Origin of the sequence: Streptosporangium sp. NPDC051023, from assembly GCF_040689595.1 — a bacterium.
Taxonomy (GTDB): Bacteria; Actinomycetota; Actinomycetes; order Streptosporangiales; family Streptosporangiaceae; genus Streptosporangium.
In genome coordinates this window covers 38,331-59,178 of record NZ_JBFBCE010000011.1, presented here as the reverse complement: position 1 = coordinate 59,178, position 20,848 = coordinate 38,331, and the positions used below count along the sequence as shown (strand labels likewise).

Annotated in this window: 23 protein-coding genes and 2 pseudogenes; 16 read left to right on the top strand and 9 right to left on the bottom strand. The window is 65.2% G+C overall.

Features of this window, described 5'->3' with window-relative positions; genetic code table 11:
• Positions 1–42 precede the first annotated feature (42 nt).
• Positions 43–495 carry a MarR family transcriptional regulator gene (locus AB0395_RS09900; RefSeq protein ID WP_366278773.1) on the top strand — a complete coding sequence of 151 codons (453 nt, stop codon included), beginning with the start codon at positions 43–45 and terminating at the stop codon, positions 493–495.
• A gap of 260 nt (positions 496–755) precedes the next feature.
• Here AB0395_RS09900 and vph read toward each other — a convergent pair whose 3' ends face one another.
• The 4 genes and pseudogenes from vph to AB0395_RS09880 form a co-directional block, all read right to left on the bottom strand.
• The gene (gene vph, locus AB0395_RS09895) at positions 756–1,619 is read right to left on the bottom strand and encodes a viomycin phosphotransferase (RefSeq protein WP_366278772.1); all 864 of its coding nucleotides are present in this window, start codon (positions 1,617–1,619) and stop codon (positions 756–758) included.
• Between the two features lie 63 nt (positions 1,620–1,682).
• Positions 1,683–1,964, bottom strand: a pseudogene (locus AB0395_RS09890) (IS630 family transposase); the annotation flags it as partial.
• Positions 1,965–2,038: 74 nt separating this feature from the next.
• Positions 2,039–2,218: pseudogene (locus tag AB0395_RS09885) on the bottom strand (MFS transporter); the annotation flags it as partial.
• Positions 2,219–2,247: 29 nt separating this feature from the next.
• Positions 2,248–2,985, bottom strand: coding sequence for an SDR family NAD(P)-dependent oxidoreductase (locus tag AB0395_RS09880; RefSeq protein ID WP_366278771.1), 738 nt, complete (start codon positions 2,983–2,985; stop codon positions 2,248–2,250).
• A gap of 36 nt (positions 2,986–3,021) precedes the next feature.
• Between AB0395_RS09880 and AB0395_RS09875 the strand changes: the two genes are divergently transcribed.
• The gene (locus AB0395_RS09875) at positions 3,022–3,156 is read left to right on the top strand and encodes a hypothetical protein (RefSeq protein ID WP_366278769.1); all 135 of its coding nucleotides are present in this window, start codon (positions 3,022–3,024) and stop codon (positions 3,154–3,156) included.
• Here AB0395_RS09875 and AB0395_RS09870 read toward each other — a convergent pair.
• Complete coding sequence (locus AB0395_RS09870; protein ID WP_366278768.1) at positions 3,137–3,709, bottom strand: NADPH-dependent F420 reductase; 573 nt, start codon at positions 3,707–3,709, stop codon at positions 3,137–3,139. The genes AB0395_RS09875 and AB0395_RS09870 overlap by 20 nt on opposite strands.
• Before the next feature lie 130 nt (positions 3,710–3,839).
• Here AB0395_RS09870 and AB0395_RS09865 point away from each other — a divergent pair, with 130 nt between their 5' ends.
• The 3 genes from AB0395_RS09865 (at position 3,840) to AB0395_RS09855 (ending at position 7,072) form a co-directional block, all read left to right on the top strand.
• Complete coding sequence (locus AB0395_RS09865) at positions 3,840–4,331, top strand: MarR family winged helix-turn-helix transcriptional regulator (protein ID WP_366278766.1); 492 nt, start codon at positions 3,840–3,842, stop codon at positions 4,329–4,331.
• A gap of 419 nt (positions 4,332–4,750) precedes the next feature.
• Positions 4,751–4,897, top strand: coding sequence for a hypothetical protein (locus AB0395_RS09860; RefSeq protein WP_366278764.1), 147 nt, complete (start codon positions 4,751–4,753; stop codon positions 4,895–4,897).
• A 189-nt stretch (positions 4,898–5,086) separates the two neighbouring features.
• Positions 5,087–7,072, top strand: coding sequence for a hypothetical protein (locus AB0395_RS09855; RefSeq protein ID WP_366278762.1), 1,986 nt, complete (start codon positions 5,087–5,089; stop codon positions 7,070–7,072).
• Between the two features lies 1 nt (position 7,073).
• Here the strand turns inward: AB0395_RS09855 and AB0395_RS09850 are convergent, their stop codons facing one another.
• Positions 7,074–7,517, bottom strand: coding sequence for a hypothetical protein (locus AB0395_RS09850; RefSeq protein WP_366278760.1), 444 nt, complete (start codon positions 7,515–7,517; stop codon positions 7,074–7,076).
• 87 nt (positions 7,518–7,604) lie between these two features.
• On the opposite strand from AB0395_RS09850, the gene AB0395_RS09845 reads away from it, so the two are divergent.
• Positions 7,605–7,895 carry a hypothetical protein gene (locus tag AB0395_RS09845; RefSeq protein WP_366278759.1) on the top strand — a complete coding sequence of 97 codons (291 nt, stop codon included), beginning with the start codon at positions 7,605–7,607 and terminating at the stop codon, positions 7,893–7,895.
• Between the two features lie 358 nt (positions 7,896–8,253).
• Here AB0395_RS09845 and AB0395_RS09840 read toward each other — a convergent pair whose 3' ends face one another.
• The gene (locus AB0395_RS09840) at positions 8,254–8,538 is read right to left on the bottom strand and encodes a DUF397 domain-containing protein (protein WP_366278758.1); all 285 of its coding nucleotides are present in this window, start codon (positions 8,536–8,538) and stop codon (positions 8,254–8,256) included.
• A gap of 38 nt (positions 8,539–8,576) precedes the next feature.
• Positions 8,577–9,509: a helix-turn-helix transcriptional regulator gene (locus AB0395_RS09835; protein ID WP_366278756.1), complete on the bottom strand. Its 933-nt coding sequence runs from the start codon at positions 9,507–9,509 to the stop codon at positions 8,577–8,579.
• Between the two features lie 131 nt (positions 9,510–9,640).
• Between AB0395_RS09835 and AB0395_RS09830 the strand changes: the two genes are divergently transcribed.
• The 9 genes from AB0395_RS09830 (at position 9,641) to AB0395_RS09790 (ending at position 18,467) form a co-directional block, all read left to right on the top strand.
• A complete protein-coding gene (locus tag AB0395_RS09830) occupies positions 9,641–9,907 on the top strand; it encodes a hypothetical protein (protein ID WP_366278755.1) in 267 nt (88 codons plus the stop codon).
• Entirely contained in the window at positions 9,904–10,308 is a 405-nt protein-coding gene (locus AB0395_RS09825) for an ATP-binding protein (protein WP_366278754.1), read from the top strand. The genes AB0395_RS09830 and AB0395_RS09825 overlap by 4 nt, the downstream gene beginning before the upstream one ends.
• Positions 10,309–10,312: 4 nt before the next feature.
• Positions 10,313–10,606 (top strand): hypothetical protein, encoded by a 294-nt coding sequence (locus AB0395_RS09820; RefSeq protein WP_366278752.1) that lies wholly within the window; start codon positions 10,313–10,315, stop codon positions 10,604–10,606.
• Between the two features lie 602 nt (positions 10,607–11,208).
• A complete protein-coding gene (locus AB0395_RS09815; RefSeq protein WP_366278750.1) occupies positions 11,209–11,652 on the top strand; it encodes a hypothetical protein in 444 nt (147 codons plus the stop codon).
• 195 nt (positions 11,653–11,847) lie between these two features.
• Positions 11,848–13,179 (top strand): sensor histidine kinase, encoded by a 1,332-nt coding sequence (locus AB0395_RS09810; protein WP_366278749.1) that lies wholly within the window; start codon positions 11,848–11,850, stop codon positions 13,177–13,179.
• 74 nt (positions 13,180–13,253) lie between these two features.
• Positions 13,254–13,892, top strand: coding sequence for a response regulator transcription factor (locus tag AB0395_RS09805; RefSeq protein WP_366278927.1), 639 nt, complete (start codon positions 13,254–13,256; stop codon positions 13,890–13,892).
• A 163-nt stretch (positions 13,893–14,055) separates the two neighbouring features.
• Positions 14,056–14,412: a nucleotide pyrophosphohydrolase gene (locus AB0395_RS09800; protein WP_366278747.1), complete on the top strand. Its 357-nt coding sequence runs from the start codon at positions 14,056–14,058 to the stop codon at positions 14,410–14,412.
• A 126-nt stretch (positions 14,413–14,538) separates the two neighbouring features.
• A complete protein-coding gene (locus AB0395_RS09795) occupies positions 14,539–16,428 on the top strand; it encodes a DUF2075 domain-containing protein (RefSeq protein ID WP_366278746.1) in 1,890 nt (629 codons plus the stop codon).
• A 152-nt stretch (positions 16,429–16,580) separates the two neighbouring features.
• Positions 16,581–18,467: a DUF2075 domain-containing protein gene (locus AB0395_RS09790; RefSeq protein WP_366278745.1), complete on the top strand. Its 1,887-nt coding sequence runs from the start codon at positions 16,581–16,583 to the stop codon at positions 18,465–18,467.
• Here AB0395_RS09790 and AB0395_RS09785 read toward each other — a convergent pair.
• Positions 18,460–18,714, bottom strand: a complete 255-nt coding sequence (locus AB0395_RS09785; protein WP_366278744.1) for a hypothetical protein — start codon at positions 18,712–18,714, stop codon at positions 18,460–18,462. The two genes, AB0395_RS09790 and AB0395_RS09785, sit on opposite strands and share 8 nt — an antisense overlap.
• A 659-nt stretch (positions 18,715–19,373) precedes the next feature.
• Here AB0395_RS09785 and AB0395_RS09780 point away from each other — a divergent pair.
• A complete protein-coding gene (locus AB0395_RS09780) occupies positions 19,374–20,363 on the top strand; it encodes a hypothetical protein (RefSeq protein ID WP_366278742.1) in 990 nt (329 codons plus the stop codon).
• Positions 20,364–20,848: the final 485 nt, after the last annotated feature.

The following is a 20,848-nucleotide window of genomic DNA, read 5'->3' as shown; positions in this document are numbered from 1 at the left end:
TCTCCGGTATGAAGATATATCGATCTGGAGTAGGTTGAGAACGTGGCCCCCAAGCATCCGGAAGAGGACACCTTCCGCGAGTTCCTCATCGCGGCCCTCCTGTACAACGAGGCGGTCGCCAACCGGCTCGGCCTGCAATCGGTCGACGTCGCCGCCGTCATCCTGCTGGAGATGCGGGGACCGCTCACCGTGGGGGCGATCTCCGAGGAGCTCGGGCTGCCGTCGGCCTCGACGACCCGGCTGGTCGACAGGCTGGAGAAGGCGGGCTACGTACGGCGGGTGCGCGGCGAACGCGACCGGCGCATGGTCACCGTGGAGCTGATCGAGGACGGCCTGGGGGACTACGAGGCCGCCCGCGACACGGCCAGACGGCACCTGGAAACGGTCGGAGCGCACTACACGCCGGAACAGGTGCCGCTGCTGCTGGGACTGCTCACCCGCGTCGGCGAGGCCTACCGATCGGCCACCAAGGAACTACGAGAAGACACGACCTGAACCACTCCGACACCTCCCCGCCGACCGGCTCGGTCCCGATTTCGAAGAGCTGACATAACCGACGGCGGCGACACAGCAGCTTGGGCATGCCGACCTCGATAGCGTTCGAAAACGCGACCATCGTGGCATGAAAATCCAGAAACCCACCCCCACGAGACCCGAGGCATACCAAACTGCATGATGCCTTTGTCTCGCTTGCCTGTTGTCTCATCTGCTGGCGACGGCTGAGAAAGCTTCAAACATGATCGTGTTATGAGTTCTTAGCGGTAGTCAGCCAGGCCGTCCGCGAGTTCTTCTTCGTCTCCGTCGCGGATGGCGTAGAGAGCTTGTTGTAGAGCGAATGTGTCGCGGATCGCGGCAATGCGGGTGGTGAGTCCGTGGTTTGACAAGCTGCCCAGGGCAAGCACCCGTTCCAGGAGCTCAGCACCGTAGCTGGCGCCGATGGCTGCAAGGTCCTCGGCCGGATCGCTGAGTGCGACATCATCCCAGTCGAGTACTCCGGCAAGGTGTGGCAGGCCGTGCGTCCATTCCCACAAGACGTTTTCGGCACCGAGGTCGCCATGCACCACTGCTCGGGTGAGGTGGGGAAGGCTATCGAGTGCTGCGAGCTCTCGCTCGGCCCGTAGGCGCCCACTGTCGGACATGAGCCGGAACAGCTCCGCGCGCACGCTCTCAGCGAACCGTCTCCACCGGCCTGCCGGTGCCTGAGGCAGCACTGCTCGTACCGTCTCGTCGATGCCGGCACGGGCCAGACCGCCCAGCAGCGTTGCATACTGCGCCGCCACGGTGTCGGCCACCCGGACATCGTTGAGTGCGTCGGCTCGGAGCGGTTCCCCGGGAATGCGGGTGAGTACCAGGAACGGCACCTCGTCGGCGTCATGGGCGCCGCCCTGGAACAGCGGTTCGGGTGTGCGGAAGCCGAGGTCGAGCCCGGCGAGTGCGCGTAGTGCGGCCACGCGCTCGGGCAGCCGGGCAGCCGCCGCCTGGGTGCGAGGCAGGCACACAACGCGGTCTGAGCCAATGACTACGTTGTGGAATTGCCCTTGTCGTACCGCGAGATCATCTGGTTCGTCTTCAGGCAGCAGCCGGCTCAGCAGAGCGCCATGCGTCTTACGGATGTTCACCAGTGTGACCTCTGGATCCTTCGATGGGGCGGAGGCGAAGTGTATGAGTGTATGAATGTGCCGTCAGGCCACGCTGGCGAGCGGGCGTCCGCCCCAGCAGATGCCCTTCTCACTGCGGATGCGGGCGCGTTCCTTGCGTTGCGCGGCGAGGACATCGGGGTGGCGGGCGTTGGCATTGCTCCAGCGTAGGCAGGCGTGCATGGCCCGGGTCCGCACCATGTGGTTCGGGTGGTTCGAGTTCGCGATCGTGAACTGCCGCAGCGGGCCGAAGTGCGCTTCTATCGGGTTGGCCCAGGAGGCGTTGGTCGGGGTGAAGCACAGCTCAACCCGGTTCTTCTCCAGGCTGGTGCTGCGTATCCGTGCCCGGCCTCGATAGTGAGTCCGGCGAGCAGGGAGCCGAGGGTGTCGGCCAGGTTGAAGGCGCCGATGAGGGGGGCGCCGATGACCGCGCCGGCTGCGTATCCCGAGAGCAGCAGCCCGGCGACCGGAATGCTGACGTCGAAGTCGGCGACCAACTCGGGCAGCAGGCCGTTGATGATGAATTCGGTGGTTCCGATGCCGAATGCGCTTATCGCAAGGGCGAGCAGGGTCACGGGCATGAGGGACTCCTGCCAGCATTGGGAAGAGGTCAGCGCGGGTAGGCGCCGCCGTCCAGACTCAGCACTTGGTTGGTGAGATATCCGTTGCGCAGGACGGCCAGCGCCAGGTCGGCGACCTCCTCGGGTTGGCCGAACCGGCCGACGGGCAAGGTGCGGGGATCGGCGTTGCCAGGCAGCATGCGCGTGTCGGCGATCAGAGCGGGCGCCAGGGCGTTGACCGTCACGCCGCGGGCGGCGACGCGGACGGCCAGGAAGTGGGTCAGGCCGTGCAGTCCGGCCTTGGAGGCGGCGTAGTCCGGGCCGATGACGCCGCCGGTGAAGGCGGCGACCGAGGACATGAACAGCACGCGCCCATACCCGCGTGCGGCCATGCCCGGCAGGGCGTGCTGGGCCAGCAGGAAAGGGGCGCGCAGGTTGATCGCGAGCGTGCGGTCCCACGCCTGAAGGTCGAGCGTGGTGTAGTCCTGCTGGAGCGCATGTCCGGCGTTGGGGATCAGGATGTCGACGGGGCCGCCGAGCGCATCGGCGGCCTCATTCAGCAGTCTGGCCGGGACATGAGGGTCGGCGAGGTCGCCGGTGAGCGCGACCGCGTCGACCTTCGCGTTCTGGGCCTGGGCGACCAACTCGTGGGCCGGGCTGGAGTGTGAACCGTAGACGAAGGCGGTCTTCACGCCGGCGGCGATGAGGCGCCGACTCAGTGCCTGGCCGATGCCGCCTGATGCCCCGGTCAGCAAGGCAACCCTGCCGGACAGGTCGTGATCGCTCATCTCCCACTCTTTCCGGTGCACGCCGCGGTTGTACGGATGGCCGGCGGATCAAAGGTCTGCCGGGTGGCCTCCTCGCCGAAGGCATGGGACGAGATCCGCTCGTACGGGCTGATGACCGCCGAGCGGAATCCCACCGTCCGCGTCGAGATCGTCATGCCCGTGCCAGGGTGAAGCCGATGCCTGCGCCCATCCCCAACCCGTACGCGAGCTGGATCAGCAGTTCCACGGCCGGCTCCAGGTAGCGGGCGTTGGCCAGCGGACCGGCGTCCACGGCATCGAAGCCGAGCTGCGCACCCAACTCCAGCACGGTCTTCTTGGCGGCCTCATCGTCGGAGGCCACCGGCAAAAACAGGCCAGAGGTGTCCAGAGTGGCGGCGAACACGGTGTTGAAGGCCTTGACCACTCGGGCGCCGGGCAGTGTGGCGGCGACCTGCTCCCCCGCCGAGGTGGTGTGCCCGATGGTCAGCGACATGAAGTCGGCCGCCAGCGGGTTGGTGACATCGATCACGACCTTGTCCCGTAGAGCGGTCTTGATCTTGGCGTCGATCTGGGCGATGGCGGGGAACGGCACGGCCAGCACGGTGACGTCGGCCTCGGCGACCTGCGCCGCGACCTGGTCCGGAGCGGTGGAAGAGTTCGCCGTGGTGACCGTGTGCCCGGCCGTGGCAAGACGGCGCTCCAGCGCGGAGCCGACGTTGCCCTTGCCAATGATGCTGATCTTCATGAGTGACCCTTTCCAAGATGTGAGGCGCGTCGATGGCACGACACGAGATGCGTCGAATTCGACGCATTGGCGCAACGGAGTCGATCGTACGGATGCGTCGAATTCGACGCAACTCCGGTAGGCTCCCGACATGAGCGAACCGCGGTGGTTGAACGAGACGCAGATGCGCGCCTGGACCGGCTTCCTGGAAACCTCCGGCCTGATCCAGCGCCACGTGGAACGGCAGCTTCGAGAGGATGCCGGGCTCACCATGATCCAGTACGAGATCCTGCACTGGGCCAACGAGTGCGCCCCTCAACGCCGGTGCATCACCGAGCTCGCCGACCTGATGATCACCTCGCGCAGCGGCCTGAGCTACCAGGTGGCCCAGCTGGAGAAGGCCGGACTGCTACGCCGCGAAACCGACACCAACGACGAACGCAGGGCCATGGTCGTCATCACCGAAGACGGCCAGCGACTCCTCGAGAAGACCGCGCCCGGACATGTGGAGGCGGTCCGCGACGGCCTCATCGACCTCTTGACCGACGAGCAGATCGCCCAGCTCGCCGACATCATGGACGGTGTGCGCACCCGACTGCGTCCCCGTGTACTGCCAACCGCCTCCCGAAAAAGGGCCACCTGATCGGCACGCTGACCCACCGCTCCCTCGCGCGGATCCCCCCGGGAACACTCGGCAGTGTGACACAGAATATGAATTATCTGTCACATTGACTGATTGTCGATCGTGTCCGCCCAGCTCGGCATCCGCCGTTCCGGATGCGACTCGGTACCGTTATGTGTCACAACGGCGAATCCGATTTCCGACTCCCCATGCGAGTCGACGTAGTTGCCCTCGACCTGCATGGTGGTGCCGTGCCGGATAGCCCAGACGGCCGGCTGTCAACGATGGCTCCGCTGTCACCGGCGAATCGGGCACCCACCGGTGGCGGTGCCACCGGAGCCGACATCGCCTACGAGACCGAGTAGACCACGATCCAGACGAGACAAGTCCACATCGACAGCCTGGCGTGCTCCACCATCGATTACGGCGAAGCCGCCTGCATGGCGAACCCGGAACGCTGGGTGTCGGAGCCGTACTCCACCACGCGCCGAGGATTCGTGTGCGCCGTCGACTTCGACGAGGCATCCCGTCTGGCCGCCACGAACAACACGCGGCTCACCGGGAACATCCTCGACAAGCCCTGTTAGACCTCACCGGTTCCGCCTCCGTCCTCACCATGGGAGGAGAGTCGGATAAGTCCATATTCTCGATGCTTAATGCATTCATTGTCGGACTAGAGTGAAATAACTAAAAACGGGGCGAGGGGAATGGTGGAGCCGATGACGTCGGGAGCGGGGCCTCTGTCGCCGGACTTCAGTGGGATCGATCCTGACCTGATGCGGGGTTTCATCAGCGGACTGGAACGTGGCCGTGACGTGATCGGCGAGCAGTCCGAGCGGATCCGGCAGCTGCTCGCGACGGCCGAGGTGTCGGCGGTGGGACTGCGGCCGATCAAGGAGATCGAGGGCTGGGTCGGCGACGAGCTGCCGAGGCTGCGCGAGCGTCTGCAGACGATCGACCAGGACCTCCCCATGCTGGGAGGAGTACCCGGCCTCCCGAAGCAGGTCTCGGCGTGGACCGACGAATGGCTCAAGGACCCGGTCAAATGGGGGCTGCTGCCGTACGACGAGAAGACAGGGAAGTCCTCGGCGGGCGACAGCGCCAAGAAGGGCACCGACCTCGCCTTCCAGCTCGGTCAGCTTCCCCCGTCTCCCCTCGGCCTGCCCGACGCGGCCTACGACCGGATCCTCGACAAGCTCGCCGACGGACAGAAGGACCCCTACCTCACCGCCGGGTTCTTCCGGGTCCTCGGCCCCAAGGGCATGCTCGGCATGATCCAGCGCCTGGAGAGATACGACAGGAAGGCGGCCGAGAAGCACCGGCAGGCCATGGGCAACGCCCTGGCCACGGCGGTCCGCGAGCAGCCGGGCCTGCTCGGCTCGGCGTGGAAGGCGAGCGACCTCAAGAAGACCCCGGACAACGAGCTGGCCTCTCTGCTCCGGTACGGAACGTTCCCCGCCGCGTGGCTCACCGGGATGGTGAAGGACAAGGTGGGAAAACAGGTCGGCGACGGCGACAGCACCCGGCCCCGACGCTGGAAGACCGACCTCGTCCCGTTCCTGCCCGCCCTGGCGAACAACCCCGAGGTGGCCAGGGGCCTGTTCAACTCCATGCCGCGCGAGAAGCTCAGGGACCTGTTCACCGAGCTCAACCGTACGGAGACCCCTCTACCTTTCCGCCGGCCTCCGGGCCTGGACTTCGATGTCAGCGCGGAGTTCGGCCGGATGCTCGCCGCCGGAGGCGGAGCCTACGAGGAGGGCCCGCACAGCCCCGAGGCCGCGAAGTTCGCCTTCACCACCATGCTCATCATGGGGAACCTCAGGGACACCGACGGCACCGCCGACTCCCCGGGCACACCGATGGAGGTCGCGCCGAAGGCCAGGGTTTTCATGTCGGAGCTGGCCGGCGCCTACGCCACCGAGATCACCGAGGGGGCCAACATCGGCGACGCCAACATGACCCAGGACAGCGCCCTGAGGCCGTTCACCTCGGCTCTCGGGACGACCTCGGCGTTCACCCTGAGCCCGGAGGACACCTACCGCTTCCTGAAGACCTTCGCCGACTCCGCCGAGAACCTCGCCCCGTTCGACAGAGGGATGGGCCGCTTCTCCCAGCAGCTGATCGCCGACGCCTTGGCGACGACCCGGCGCACTGGAGACACCAAGCTTGCGGACAAGGTGTTCACCGCCCTGGGCAACGCACGTGGCTTCGAACTGGCCGCCGTCGAAAAGGTGCAGGGAAACCTGGACATGATCGACAAACAGCGGAAGGACACGCAGAACTTCTTCCGCGACGCAGGCATCGGGCTGGTAAGCATGTACGCGGCACCGACCAAGGTGGCGGAGTACGCCTGGTACGCGCTGAGCACTTACCTCTCCGCCGACGGCGCCTTCGGTGAGGGGGACGAGACCCGGATGGACCGGGTCAACAAGCAGAGCTCCGTCGAAACCCTCGGCCGCCAGCACACCTACGCGCAGATCCTCATGGCCAACGGCTTCGCTCCGACGATCACTCCCGCCGACTTCCAGGCCGTCCACCCCTTCGACGTCCCCATCGCCGACGCCAAGGGCAACCTCAAACCGTTCTCCGAGCTGATCAAGGAGGGCAACCGGGGACTTGAGGCCTTCGAGAAGTGGGCAACCACCAATGGCATGGGCGGCAAGGACGAACTCGCACCCGGAAAGCTGTCCGCTGACACAGCGGGGTGGTTCGAGGGTGGCAAAGGACGTGGTCAGGAACGCGCTCTGGCCTTCGACAGTTAGATCATGAGGCCGACAGGCACTCTGTTTCCCCCTTGACCGCATAATGTCCATTACCCGGCGACTCCAAAACTATCTTTGTCTTGTAGTCGTTGCTGGCAAGCTTGATGGGCGCGTTCCCCCGGTCTTCGACAATGCGATAAGTGGCTACTCCGGAAAGGGTACCCAGAAGAAGAGTATTGAGGCTGTCAGCCTCACGATCTGTTGCCGCATCCCTACCGACAGCGGCGAATGTTCGCTTGGCTTTGCCCTCGCCGCAGGGGATGTCCCGTCCACCAGGATCCGTGATTTGGACGTCCAAAGCGTGGCGCTGCTTCATCAGCTCGGTGATGTGTGACTTGAGCGTCTCCCCTGCCTCGGCCGCCGTGGGGCCGCTGTCAGCACATCCGGACACCGCCAGCAACGCCACCGCGCAAACCACGACGCCGAGCCGTACAGAACGTCCCATGAAATTCCTCCGGGGCTGGCCGATGTGCTGTAGATCCAATAATGTCCAATAGATCCGTCCGATGTATCGGCATCCGAAGAGGGATACATGAATCCTGGCTCGGCGGACCTGGTGCCCAACCCACGGCGTCAGGTGTTGGAGCAGACATTGGCTGAGGTCAGGGCACGGATCGCCATTCTGGAGGCCGCGCTCGACCCCGCTCACGGGCAGTTCACCGGCCAGAAGGTGTGGGTGGGGCCGAAGGCCCGGACGTTCGCCGAGGATCTCAACGCCCGCCGCGTACGGCTCCGCCAGGCCGCCAGGGCACTCCTCGACACGCTCGAAGAGGAGCTCCGTTCCGCCCCGGAGAAGGTCTCACCTTCCGCCGCCCGACACTGACGTGTGGGACCGGCGAACCGGGCGCCGCCTGCCCGATCGTCGTGACGGACAACAAGGATCATGGCCTTCGCCACACCCACGCGACAACCGCTTGCCCCACCGCATCCGAACTCACCCGGTATCTGTCCTCACCTGGTGCTCGTCGTCACCCGGTGCTTTCCCCTCACCGTCTCCAGGGGTCTTCCGCACCCGTCCTCCAGGAGTACTCGGCACCCGTCCTCACCAGGTTCGGGATCACCACTCACCCTCACCTCGTTTGGGATCATTCAGGCGCCCGTACGGCGAGCGGTGGGGCGAGGCGAATCGGCGTCGGGGAACGGTCTTCAGCCCGACGCGCCTTCCTTGCCACCGCATTAGGTCAGGCCTTGGGGCGTACGATCAGGCCGTCGAAACCTCCGCCCTTGATGACACTGAGGAAATCGGCCCACTCGGAAGGAGCGAAGGCCAGCACCGGGCCGTCGGAGTCCTTGGAGTCGCGGACCAGGAAGAGACGGTCGGTGTCTGCTCTGATCTCGGCTTGGGGGCTGTCGACGGCCTCGACACAGTCCTGACCGTTTCCGCTGAGAGAACTCTTGTGCCAGATGCCAACTTCGACGCACTGTCCGCCATTGGCGTTGCTACGGCTGGACTTACGCCAGATCACGGAGGAAAAGTCCATCATGGCTGCTCTGCTCCATCCAGTCATATCTGCCGTATAGCCTGCGCGATCAAGCTACGAGTCTGGTCCGGGCCGAGAGCTCGTGCCCGCAGGTGGTTGAAGAGTAAGACGTAAGCCCCCACTTCGGATCTATCCTCCAAATAGACACTTCCCTGCCAATACTCCACGTAGACGGTGTCAGGATCAGCTGGCTTCGGGAAGCTCAAAATCGTGAATCCGCCATCCATCGCCGGGTGGACGCCAGCGGCGAAAGGCAAGATCTGCAGGGTGACGTGGTTCAGCTCAGAGAGCCGGATCAGCAGCTCAAGCTGCTCTCGCACCGCCTCCGCTCCCCCGACCGGACGGCGGATGACCGCTTCGTTGAGGATGAACCACATCTCGGGCGGATGAGCCCGCTCAAGCACTCGCTGTTGCCGCTCCATGCGAATCGCGAGGCGGCGTTCCAACTCTGACTCGGGAGGCAGCACGGGCGCCGATCTCATCACAGCTCGCGCATAGCCTTCGGCTTGAATCAGGCCGGGGATGAACTCCGGCTGATACTCCTGAAAGGTCGCCGCCTCCTCTTCCAGACCGACGTAGCTCTGCACCCACTCCGGGATCGCCTCAGAGACCTTGTACCACCACCCGCGCTTGCGTGCATCGCGCGCGAGTTGAAGCAGTGCCTCCCGGCGCTCACCGGTAAGGCCATAGAGATCGAGCATCATGGCCACGAGTGCGACGGTGGCAGCGCTCGTAGCGGATTCGATCCGCGTGACGGTGACGGGCGAGCATCCGGCATGCTTAGCGACTTGATCTCGAGTCAGCCCGGCTTCTCTGCGGAGGCGCTGCAACTCCGCCGCAAGACGACGTCTGCGAACCGAGGGACCTCGCTCTGCACCCACTTCACTCCTCTCCGTAATCGACCTGTCGCAGTCTGCCGCACCAATCCACCTCACATCAACATGCACGATGTTCATTTCGATTCTCCTTGCAGAGAGCTCCTGGGTCATACAGACTGAGCACGGATAGTTACGGATCACTCATTGAGAGTGATGAAGGTGCGTTCGGTCCAAGCCAGGAACCCCAGCGAGGTTGAGGGAGGACGGAAGTGCGTGATCACCACAGATGGAAAATCCACCTCGTGGAGCTGGCGTGGGAGCTGAGCGATCTCGGGTTCGACTCCACGGTCAGGCTTCCCCCCAGGCGGCGGGCGAGTCTGGAGATCTTCATGCCGTCAGGACGATTCAGGAGCACCGCGTCCCACCCCGGCCGCGTCTCGGTGTTCACCTGGAGCCGACGCCGCAACCAGGGACTCCAGGTTGTCGATCACGTTCGGACTGCCTTCGAGAAGATCGGGAAGGGGATCACACCATGAAGGCACTGGGGATGCTCGGACAGGTCGCCCTCCCGGGAGAGGTCGCCTCCGTCCCCGTCGCGCGCCGCTACGTCCGCGACCTGCTGGACACCGTCGGCCACGCCCGCGACGACGACGCCCTCCTCCTCGTCACCGAACTCGTCAGCAACGCCGTACGCCACTCCCACTCGGGCCGCCCCGGCGGACGGATCACAGTGTCCGTCGCCACCCATGATGGAACGCTCCACATCGACGTGACCGACGCCGGATCAGCCGACCACCAGCCACGCCTCTGCTCCCAGGTGGACGCCGACAGCCCTGGCGGACGCGGCCTGTGGCTGGTCCAGGAGCTCTCCTCCGCCTGGGGCTGGCAGGAGATCCCCGGCGGCCGGGTGGTCTGGTTCCAGTTGGTGGGAAGGTAAGACAATGATCCAGTGGGACTACCCACCCCGTTGCCTGAGCCCTCACGTCGCCTCCCCACGCTCCCATTGCGAGCCACTGAAATGGAACGCTCCAGCCTCGGAGGGGAAGGTCAGGGTCGTCCGGTGGACGTGCGACTGCGGATCGCTCTTCTACGAACTGTGCCAGACGAACGGCCTGCGCTTCATCCGCCGCACGAAACGGACAGAGGGAACCCCCTGGGTCGAGGAGAGCGACCACTGGCCGACCGCCGAGGCTGACGCCATGTGGACCGCCCTGCTGTTCGGCCTGGTCCGCTAGCCCGTCTTCCTGTGGGCGGACCAACCTCACCTACCCGATCGGCGCGGTCGGGGAAGGGCACCTCCGATTCCTCGTCCGCCCTGTGGAGGAAGAGCTTCCCCGGGATCGGAGAAACCGGCAGAAGCGGGCTTCCTCCACGTGGCAAGCGCCGTAACCCCGGACGCACGGCGTAGCAAGCGCCGTAACCCCGGACGCACAGCGTGGCGAGTGCCCTGGCCCCGGACGCACGGCTCCTCGGGACGCCGCCACGTGACATCCCCCGCCACGGCGACAGCCCGGACAGGGCCTGGCGGTCAGCCGAACGGTGGATCGGCTCAGCCGAACAACCGATCCGGCGGTTCAGCCACCGATCCATGAGATCGGCCGATGTGCGCCCGGGGCCGGTGTTGCGACGCTGAGGACATCGGGTCCGCGAAAGGCCGGAAGGGCGAGTACACGCCGGAGGTGAGCGGGGGCGGCGTCCGCGCGCAAGCCCTGAAACACCGGTCGGCCCGAGAAGCGACAGGCCCGGAACACTCGCCGGCCCGAGAAGTGATGGCCCGGAACACCTGTCGGTCCGAGAAGCGACGTCGGCATGAGGAACAGGGAAGAGAAGGAGCATCATGAACGCCCGGACTCCGCGTCTCAGCGTGATATCCGATGAAGCCCTGAAGCATCCGCGCAGTCTGACGGCGTTCCGCGGCATGAGGCTGCTCGTCGGCGGCTACGTCCTCATCAGTGCGCTCACCCTCGTGGCCGTCTACCTGCTGCGCGACAACCCCGCGCTGGTGAACGACGCGGTCTGGGTCCGCGGCGGGATCGTCGCCGTCACCTCCGTGGTGATGCTCGGCTTCGTCGTCGGTACGGCCCGAGGCCGCCGCCGCTCCTACCTCCGGCTGCGGCTCGCCTCGGCCATCATGGTGGTGGCCGTCGCGGTCCTCATCTCGTTGCCCGGTTTCCTGCCGGTGTGGATGCGGATCGAACAGGCCGTCTGCGGACTCGTCCTGATCGGTGTCGTCGTGATCGTCAACGGCAGGCACCTGCGCTCGCTGTTCACCGCCAAGTAGACCGGCGCACCGGGAGACGAGTGGACCGGCGCACCGGCGGATCAGCGCACCCGCGCCCGCGGCGATCCTCGGTCCTCACGGCGTTCGCACTCCCCCACTTTGCTCCGTCGCCGCTCCCACGCACAGGTGGTGCCGCTCGAACAGGCCGCGGCTAGATTGTTTCGCCGGGGGCGGGTACCGGCGAGGAGGACGCAGATGGACGGTTCGACGCCGTACTCCCGGCCGGACGCGCGGGAGCGACGGTGGTCGGCACCGGTGACCGTCGGACCGTACCTGTTGCTGGCGGTCCTGAGCGTCGTCACGGTGATCGGCGAGTGGTCGGCGAGGGACTCCCTGCTCATCGACCTGGCCCTGTGCGCGCTGGCCGCGGCGTGGATGCTGTGGATCTTCACATTGCATCCCGCCTGGCGGGAGCACCCGCCGATGATGGCGACGTTCTTCACCGGGCTGATCCTGATCATGGCGGTCCTGGTGCTCAGGGCCCCCTGGTTCGGGATCTTCACGCCCGCCGGATACGTCTACGCGTTCAGGCTCCTGCGCTGGCCGTGGCGGCTGCCCGGCGTCGCCGCGGTGGCGGTCGTTTCGGGTACCGCGCAGGCCTACGCCGTGGAGAAGACCACGGTCACCGGTCTGATGATCTACGGTGCCATCCTGGCCGTGAACGTGCTCTCCATGTGTGGCTACGCCTGGTTCGCCCGGCGTAGTGCCGAGCAGGACGAGCAGCGCGGGCAGGCCCTCGAAGAGGCACGCGAGGCGAACCGCAGGCTGGAGGCGACGCTGGCGGAGAACGCGGGCCTGCACGAGCGGCTGCTGGCCCAGGCGAGGGAGGCGGGCATTCACGACGAGCGGCAGCGGATGGCACGGGAGATTCACGACACCCTGGCGCAGGGACTCACCGGGATCATCACCCAGCTGCACGCGGCCGAGCATGCCCGCGACGACCCGCCGGAGTGGCGAAGACATGTCACGGCCGCGACCAGGCTGGCCAGGGAGAGCCTGTCCGAGGCACGGCGATCGGTGCACGCACTGCGGCCGGAGCCCCTGCGGACAGCACGACTTGGCGAGGCCCTGGCCGCTGTCGCCGAGCGCTGGTCGGCCCTGCGCGGCATCCCGGTCCAGGTCACGACGACCGGTACGGCACGGCCGATCCGGCCGGAAACCGAGGTCGTGCTGCTGCGAACCGCGCAGGAAGCACTGGCCAACGTGGCCAAGCACGCCCAGGCGACCAGGGTCGGGGTGACACTGTCGTACATGGAACACGAGGTCGCCTTGGACGTGCGCGACGACGGCACGGGCTTCGATCCGGCCCGGCTCGGTGACGGCGTCACCGGAAGCACCACCGCCCCAGGCGATGGCGACATCACCGGGAGCGGTACCACCGCCCCGAACGGTGGCGGCTTCGGTCTTGTCGCGATGCGGCAGCGGATCGAGGGCCTGTCGGGAACACTGCAGATCGAATCGGAACCGGGCCTCGGCACGGGGATCTCGGCCTGCGTCCCGGCCGCGCCCGCGAAGGACCGCGCGTGAGCCGCCCGGAAACCGCCCCGGAGACCGTCGGCCAGGGCGGCCAAGGGGGCCAAGGGGGCAACGCCGACACGCCGATCAGGCTGCTGATCGTCGATGATCACCCCGTTGTCCGGGACGGCCTCAGCAGCATGTTCGCGCGCGACCCTGGGTTCGAGGTGCTCGGCGAGGCCGCCGACGGCGCCGAGGCGGTCCGGCTCGCCCAGGAGCTGCGGCCGGATGTGATCCTGATGGACCTGCGGATGCCCGGTATGGACGGCGTGACCGCGATAACCGAGCTGGTGAGGCGAGGTGTCGCCGCACGTGTGCTGGTGCTGACCACCTACGACACCGACAACCACGTGCTGTCGGCGATCGAGGCGGGCGCCACCGGCTACCTGCTCAAGGACGCTCCCCGCGCCGAGCTCCTGCGCGCGGTCCGGGCGGCGGCCGGGGGCGAGGCCGTACTGTCGCCGTCGGTCGCGGCCACACTGATGAACCGGGTCCGTTCCCTCAGCGCGGGACCGCTCAGCCGGCGAGAGCTCGAGGTTCTCGAACTGGTCGCGGCCGGGAACACCAACCGGGAAACCGCGGCCAGGCTGTTCATCACCGAGGCCACGGTCAAGACCCACCTGCTGAACATCTACGCCAAGCTCGGCGTCGGCGACCGCGCCGCCGCCGTCGCCGTCGCGTTCAACCGCGGACTGCTCACCCCGGGAACACCGGAACGGCGATGACAGAAGCCGTCGACGTCAGGCACGCCATCCGCGAAGCGAGGGCACGAATCCCTGGCCCCCTTCCCGCCGCCCCTCGACGTCAGACATCGGCACCGACCATGGCGTGTCCCTTCCCGTTCGGGATCAGAACGTCGCCCGGCCCGCTTCCCTGTAGCGTGCTCGCATGACGGGGCTTGAGGACCTGACCGACCGGTTGCGGCGGTTCGCGCAGGACAGGGACTGGGAACGGTTCCACACACCGAAGAACCTGGCCATGGCTCTGGCAGGAGAGGTCGGCGAACTGCTCGCCGAGCTGCAGTGGCTGACCCCCGAGGAGGCGGCGACGGTCATGGACGACGAGGCCGCCGCCAAACGCCTCAGGTCGGAGATGGCGGACGTCATGACCTACCTGGTCCGCCTCGCCGACGTGCTGGAGGTCGACCTCGTCGAGGCGACCCACGCCAAGATCGACGAGAACGACGAACGCTTCCCCGTGAAGACCTCCCGCGGATCGGCCAGGAAGGCCCCACCGCTCGTCTGATTTTGTCGGATGATCGCGGTAATGTTCCTGGCATATTGATGCGGCCCGACGGGCTTTCGCTGATCGGCTGATCACGGACACGCCCCCATACCGCACGAGTCTCTCGTGCTGCCTGGGGGTAGGTCCGTGACGGCATTTCGGCATTCCGCCGAAAGTCTGGCCAAGCTGGCGACCGACGATTCGGTCCCCGAGAAACGGCTCAGCGAGGCCATCGCCGAGCACCTCAGAAGGACAGTGCGCGTCAATCCCTCCCCTGCCGAACGCAGATCCTGGGATCGCAGCCTTCCCCTCCTCGCCCGCGACCTGGTCGACGCCGGGCTGGGCGCCGTCGAGATGCTGGTCGAATACCAGCTTCCGCTGACCAGCAAGCGCGCCGACGTCGTGCTCGCGGGAGTTGACCGTCGTACGGCGGGCGACGCCTACGTGGTGGTCGAGCTGAAGCAGTGGAGCCGGGCGGAGCCGTTCGAGGACAATCCCAGGCTCGTCCTCGTCGAAGGCATGGCAGGCGGACCCAAATTGCACCCCGCGCTCCAGGTCGAGGACTACTGCGACTACATCAGCGACTTCGTCGGGGCCGTCGAAGGCCATGACGACGCGATTAGAGGCGTGGCCTATCTGCACAACGCGGCCGACCTGGACATCCAGGACCTCTACGCGGGAGTGCACAGCGAGCGGACCCGCCTGTTCACCAAGAGCCGCCGCGGCGCCTTCCTCGACTACCTCCGTGAGCAGTTCGCTCCCCTGCCGGGCGCTGACGCGGCTGACCGGCTGCTCAACAGCGCGGTCCGTCCCTCGAAGCAGCTCCTCAAGCTCGCCGCCCAGGAGATCAGGGACCGCGAGCAGTTCGTCCTTCTCGCGGAACAGCGACTGGCGTACGAGATCGTGCTGAACTCCGTCGGCAGGGCACGCGGAGCCGACTCGAAGGAGGTCGTCATCGTCAGCGGCGGCCCGGGAAGCGGAAAGAGCGTCATCGCGCTGTCCCTGCTGGGCGAGCTGTCCCGGCAGGGCCGCCCCGTCATGCATGCCACGGGCTCCCGTTCCTTCACCGAGACGCTGCGCCGTGTCCCGGGCAAGGGCTCCTCGAAGGTGAAGAATCTCTTCAAGTACTTCAACAGCTTCATGACCGCCGAACGCAACGGTCTCGACGTCCTCATCTGCGACGAGGCCCACCGCATCCGGGAGACGTCGCAGAACCGCTACACCCCCGCCCGCCTGCGCAGTGACCGCCGCCAGGTCGACGAGCTGATCGACGCCGCGCGGGTTCCCGTCTTCCTGCTGGACGAGCACCAGGTCGTACGGCCCGGCGAGATGGGCACCGTCTCCGAGATCAGGAGCCACGCGGAGGCCCGCGGTTTCCGGGTCCACGAGGTCTCCCTCGACGGACAGTTCCGCTGCGGAGGAAGCCGCGCGTACGAGGAGTGGGTGCTGCGGCTTCTCGGCCTGCTGCCCGGAGGCCCGGCACTGTGGCACGGAGACGACCACTTCGAGGTCTCACCGGCCGAGTCGCCCCAGGAGCTCGAAACCCTGCTGCGCGCGAAGCTGGACGAGGGATACTCCGCCCGGATGACGGCCGGCTACTGCTGGCCGTGGAGCAACCCCCTCCAGGACGACACGCTCGTCCACGATGTCCAGATCGGCGACTGGTCCCGCCCGTGGAACGTCAAGAGTGAAAGGGCCGTAGGTGAAGCCCCCGCGAGCTCCCTGTGGGCGACCCAGGACGGCGGCTTCGAACAGGTCGGCTGCGTCTACACCGCCCAGGGCTTCGAGTACGACTGGAACGGCGTGATCATCGGCCCGGACCTCGTCTACCGCGACGGCAGGCTGGTCACAGTCCGAAAGGCCAGCAAGGACCCCGCTCTCACCCGAAGCACCGCCGACGAACAGGCCGACCGGCTGATCAGGAACACCTACAAGGTTCTACTCACCCGTGGAATGGTCGGCACCGCCCTTTTCTCGACCGACCAGGAGACGCAGCTCTTTTTGAGAGAACTAATGGGACATATCTCTCACACATAAAGCAGCAGGCCACAATTACACATACCATTCCATGGTGCGATATGCTCCGTTTCAATGAAACGGGGTTCGGTAAGCTCTAGTCGACTTGACCAAAGCAGACACAATCGCTTCCCCCGTGAACCTTTCCGCTACCGGGGGACACATTCGTGAAGGTGGGATACCGCACATCCGCGGAAAGCCTGTTCAACTCCCCGATAGAGCTGATCACGAACCAGCTGAAGGATCAGCTGGGAGGAGCCAGGTCGGAACCGGCGTCCTGGAAACACAGCCTTCCCGTGCTCGCGAAAGACCTGGTCGAGGCAGGGCTCGGCAAGGTCGAGGTGCTCATCGAGGTTCGATTTCTCAAACTCAGCCGCGCCGATGTCGTCCTCGCGGGTGTGGACCACACGGGCCGTGACACCTATCTGGCGGTGGAGCTGAAGCGGTGGAGTCGCGCGACTCTCTGTGACGACGATCCCGGCCGTGTGCGCGTACCGCGGACGCAGACGAACCCCAAACATCCGCTCATCCAGGTCAGAGACTACTGTGACCAACTGATCGCCCTCGCCGGACACCTCGGGGGAGACCCGACGCGCGTCGGCGGAGTCGCCTACCTGCACAACGCGGAGAGCCATTCTGTCGTCGGCCTCCTCCCTCTCGCCGTGGACGAGCACACCAGGATCTTCACCCAGACGACGCGAGGCGCGTTTCTCGAGTACCTCACCGGCCGATTCTCCCCGCATTCCGGGCGCGACGCCGCAGACCGCCTGCTGGGAGGTGTCGAGGGTCCCACCGTTCCTCTGATGCTCCACGCGGCCGACGTCATGCGGCAACGCCATCACTTCACACTGAGCAAGGAGCAGCAGGTCGCCTACAACCAGGTGATGGACGCGGTCGAGGAGGCTCGCAGGGCGAAGCTACAGCGGATCGTCGCGGTCACCGGTGGCCCCGGCAGCGGGAAGAGCGCCGTCGCCGTACAGTTGCTCAGCGATCTCGGCGCCCGAGGAGTCCAGGCGTCGATCGCCACCGGTTCCCAGGCGTTCACCATGAGCCTGCAGAGATACGCCGGTAAGGACCACTCCCAGCCGCAGCACCTCTTCCAGTACTTCAACAGCTTCGTCGAGGACAGGGGGCCAAGGCAGATCGCCCTCATCTGTGACGAGGCTCATCGCCTCCGCGAGACATCCACAGCGGATCCCTCGCTCAAACACCTCGAGACCGGCCGCCCCCAGATCGAGGAACTGGTGAACGCGGCCTATGTGCCGGTTTTCCTGCTCGACGAGCACCAGGTGATCAGACCCGGCGAGATCGGCAGCCTCGCCATGATCCACAACTACGCCTTGGCAAAGGGGCTCGGGTTCACCCATGTCCACCTGTCCGAACAGTTCCGGTACGGCGGCAGCGCACGGTACGACCAGTGGGTCCTCGACCTGCTCGGACTGCCTCCGAACGCCCCGCCGCGCACGCCCGCGAAGTGGCCCGGAGACGAACGCTTCGAGGTCAGGCTGGCCGAAACTCCGGAGTCGATGGAGTCGTTCCTCCGCGAGAAAATGCGCATGGGCCACACCGCCCGGATCTCCGCCGGCTTCTGCTGGCCGTGGAGCGACCCTGTCGAAGGGGCTCTCGTTCCCGACGTCCGGATCAACGGGTGGGAGCGCCCATGGAACGTGAAGGGCCTCCAGGACATCGGCAGCGCTCCTGCCCAGCCCTACTGGGCTCTGGCGGACGGCGGTTTCGACCAGATCGGATGCGTCTACACCGCCCAGGGCTTCGAGTTCGACTGGGCCGGGGTCATCATTGGACCCGACCTTGTGGCCCGTGGCGGACGTCTCGTGCCCAACAGGGCCGGAAGCTGCGATCCGAAGGTGAGCGCGCGGTCGGTCGACGACCCGAAGTTCAACATGCTGATCCGCAACACCTACAAGGTACTGCTGACGAGGGCGCTGAAGGGAGTCGTCGTCTACGCCGTCGACGACGCCACCCGGGAGTTCCTCGGCGAGTTGATCGCATCAAGTGAGCGGATTCCGGCGGACACGTCGCCGCCCGCTCCCGTCACCTGATCGACCAGCGGACCGGTTCGCCGAGTACGGCGGCGGCGCCGTCGAGGTCGGCCAGGCGGGTGGCCAGGGTGGCGACGGCAAGGCGTTCGGGGAGGGCGGCGCTGAACTTCAGGCCGTGCAGCGCCTTCTCGTCCACCTCGGAAAGGCAGAACCGGTCGGCGACGTCGACGGTCCCGACTTTCCATATCTCCGGCGTGAAGTTGCTCCGCAGCCTGCCGAACGCCTCGTCGACACGCTGGCCAGGCACCGCGACGCCCTCCAGTGTCGTGACGAGCGTGGTGTTGATCCGGAAGCCCTCACAAGGTTCACCAGCGAACGTCGCCCGTCATAAAGTCCCGAGTGATGATGGTCCCGCCGGGTGGACAGTGTCGACGGCGTTCTCACTCAAGGAGTAGGTGACCGAGAAAACGTCGTTCGCTGAAGCGGCGCCTCGGGTGCCACGATCTTCCTTGATCCCCCTTTCCCCACCCCTACAACCGGGCGGATAACGCGGCCATTGCCGACGGTCGCTGACAGACCAAAACGCTGGCCAGCTTGCCGATCAGGTGGGTGAGCCACTCGAGTACAGCCAACAGGCACCACCAGCCCTGGCCGTCACCCGCAAACACATGGACCTCGTCGACCACGATGGTCTGGGAGACCCTCGAAGAACTATCAACGACGAGACGGTCCGCTGGTTACAGCACCAGGCACGTGCTTGACGAGCCCACTTGCAGTGGAAACCCATCAAAGATCACCAAGCTCGGCTCGAGTACTGAGACCCGCAGAGGTCAACCTTCCCCATGACTTGCCAGAAGCACCTGCACCCATAAAGATAATTTGCACACTTTCATGCAATCATCCAGACTAGAACCCCTTCTACGACTTCGCCCCATGTGACCTTTTTATGCCCAGAAAGTAGGATGCATGCGAGTCATGATGCAGCCGGCCAGTTTAGCTAAGCCCTCTGTCCGCCGCCACTACGAGGACACCATCCAGCGGCCTGTCAATCTGACTACCTACAGCCACCTCCTTGGTTCGGATCTAGACGTGCTGCGTCCCCTCTACCCCTCAGATACCGCGCCGATGTGGGGCGTAACGCCAGGAAAGAAGAACGTAAACGTCGGCAAATACAAAAAACTACAGCCTGGCGACTATGTTTTCTTCTATGGTCAGAAGCGACTATATCTCGGGGGACTAGTCACACACACCTTCCATAACCCGGCACTCGCCCTCCAACTCTGGGGTACCGATGATGACGGAAAAACCTGGGAATACATGTATGCCCTCGATGACCTAAAGGGCTGCGATATTCCAATAACAGAGGTACGGAACTGCGTGGCCGCCATTGGGCCAAACTTCTTCATACAGAACCCATATATCGCGGAAGGAGAGGACGCAGAGAATCTCATCGACCTTGCCCAGATAGATATCGGAGACGTGCCAACTTCTCCTACAACCATGGATTCAGCATCGGAAATCATACCCTTCAGCGGCGAACTCGAGCGGGAGGTTTCTCGAGCCAGCCGTCGTGAACAGGCAAAGCTGAAGCGCATTCTTTTGCCCGGAACCAGCGGGGTATGCGCACTCTGCGGACGGACTTTCGAGCGACGCCTACTGGTGGCCGCCCACATCAAAAAGCGCTCCGCGTGCTCCGATCAAGAGCGGAGAGATTTAGCGAACGTGGCCATGCTCAACTGCATCCTCGGTTGCGACGCTCTTTATGAGCACGGATACGTCACGGTAGGGCCATTCGGAGAGATTTTGATCAGCAATGCTGCACTCAACGGACCTAGCATCAGGGAGCACATACATCTCTACCTGAAGGGGCGTACCACCACCTGGTGGAACGCCACCAGAGAGAAATATTTCGCGTGGCACCGAGCACACAGCTACCGGAGCGGCCTTCCTACATAGGACTCCTTTCGGGAAACCTTACAGCTGTTCATCCAGTCACCTAATTATCCAGAAAATAACGATTATCAAGGATAAGCTCATCCCGTTTCAAACATCGCGAACCAGCGGACCCGCACCGTCGACTTACCAATAAAACTTTCATGTCAGTAAAGAAGTATCATCGAGCCTCGCGATTGACCGTTGCTTATTTACGTCACAATTACCCAGAGGTATACACATCTGCTCAGTTAACGCCACGCTGATGAGCTTGCCAGTCTCATCACAGAGAGTCGGCTTGTCCAAGAACTCAAGGGAAGCTTCGATCTTCGAGACTCTCAAGCCACGCCCAGCCAGCCGTAGTGACCGCGCTGCGGCAGAATGACAGACATGGAAGTCGGTGTTGCAGTTGCCCCGTTTGTGAAGGAAGTGGCGGCCGATGGGCGGCCCAACTCGCCTGAACAGGACCATCTGAGCTCCGAGATCATGAAGGCCGTATCGCGGGGTGG

Coding starts and splice junctions, on each gene's coding strand:
- AB0395_RS09880 (WP_366278771.1), bottom strand. CDS start 2,985: ATGAGCGATCACGACCTGTCCGGCAGGGTTGCCTTGCTGACCGGGGCA.
- AB0395_RS09875 (WP_366278769.1), top strand. CDS start 3,022: ATGGCCGGCGGATCAAAGGTCTGCCGGGTGGCCTCCTCGCCGAAGGCA.
- AB0395_RS09870 (WP_366278768.1), bottom strand. CDS start 3,709: ATGAAGATCAGCATCATTGGCAAGGGCAACGTCGGCTCCGCGCTGGAG.
- AB0395_RS09865 (WP_366278766.1), top strand. CDS start 3,840: ATGAGCGAACCGCGGTGGTTGAACGAGACGCAGATGCGCGCCTGGACC.
- AB0395_RS09860 (WP_366278764.1), top strand. CDS start 4,751: ATGGCGAACCCGGAACGCTGGGTGTCGGAGCCGTACTCCACCACGCGC.
- AB0395_RS09855 (WP_366278762.1), top strand. CDS start 5,087: ATGCGGGGTTTCATCAGCGGACTGGAACGTGGCCGTGACGTGATCGGC.
- AB0395_RS09850 (WP_366278760.1), bottom strand. CDS start 7,517: ATGGGACGTTCTGTACGGCTCGGCGTCGTGGTTTGCGCGGTGGCGTTG.
- AB0395_RS09845 (WP_366278759.1), top strand. CDS start 7,605: ATGAATCCTGGCTCGGCGGACCTGGTGCCCAACCCACGGCGTCAGGTG.
- AB0395_RS09835 (WP_366278756.1), bottom strand. CDS start 9,509: ATGAACATCGTGCATGTTGATGTGAGGTGGATTGGTGCGGCAGACTGC.
- AB0395_RS09825 (WP_366278754.1), top strand. CDS start 9,904: ATGAAGGCACTGGGGATGCTCGGACAGGTCGCCCTCCCGGGAGAGGTC.
- AB0395_RS09820 (WP_366278752.1), top strand. CDS start 10,313: ATGATCCAGTGGGACTACCCACCCCGTTGCCTGAGCCCTCACGTCGCC.
- AB0395_RS09815 (WP_366278750.1), top strand. CDS start 11,209: ATGAACGCCCGGACTCCGCGTCTCAGCGTGATATCCGATGAAGCCCTG.
- AB0395_RS09810 (WP_366278749.1), top strand. CDS start 11,848: ATGGACGGTTCGACGCCGTACTCCCGGCCGGACGCGCGGGAGCGACGG.
- AB0395_RS09800 (WP_366278747.1), top strand. CDS start 14,056: ATGACGGGGCTTGAGGACCTGACCGACCGGTTGCGGCGGTTCGCGCAG.
- AB0395_RS09780 (WP_366278742.1), top strand. CDS start 19,374: ATGCGAGTCATGATGCAGCCGGCCAGTTTAGCTAAGCCCTCTGTCCGC.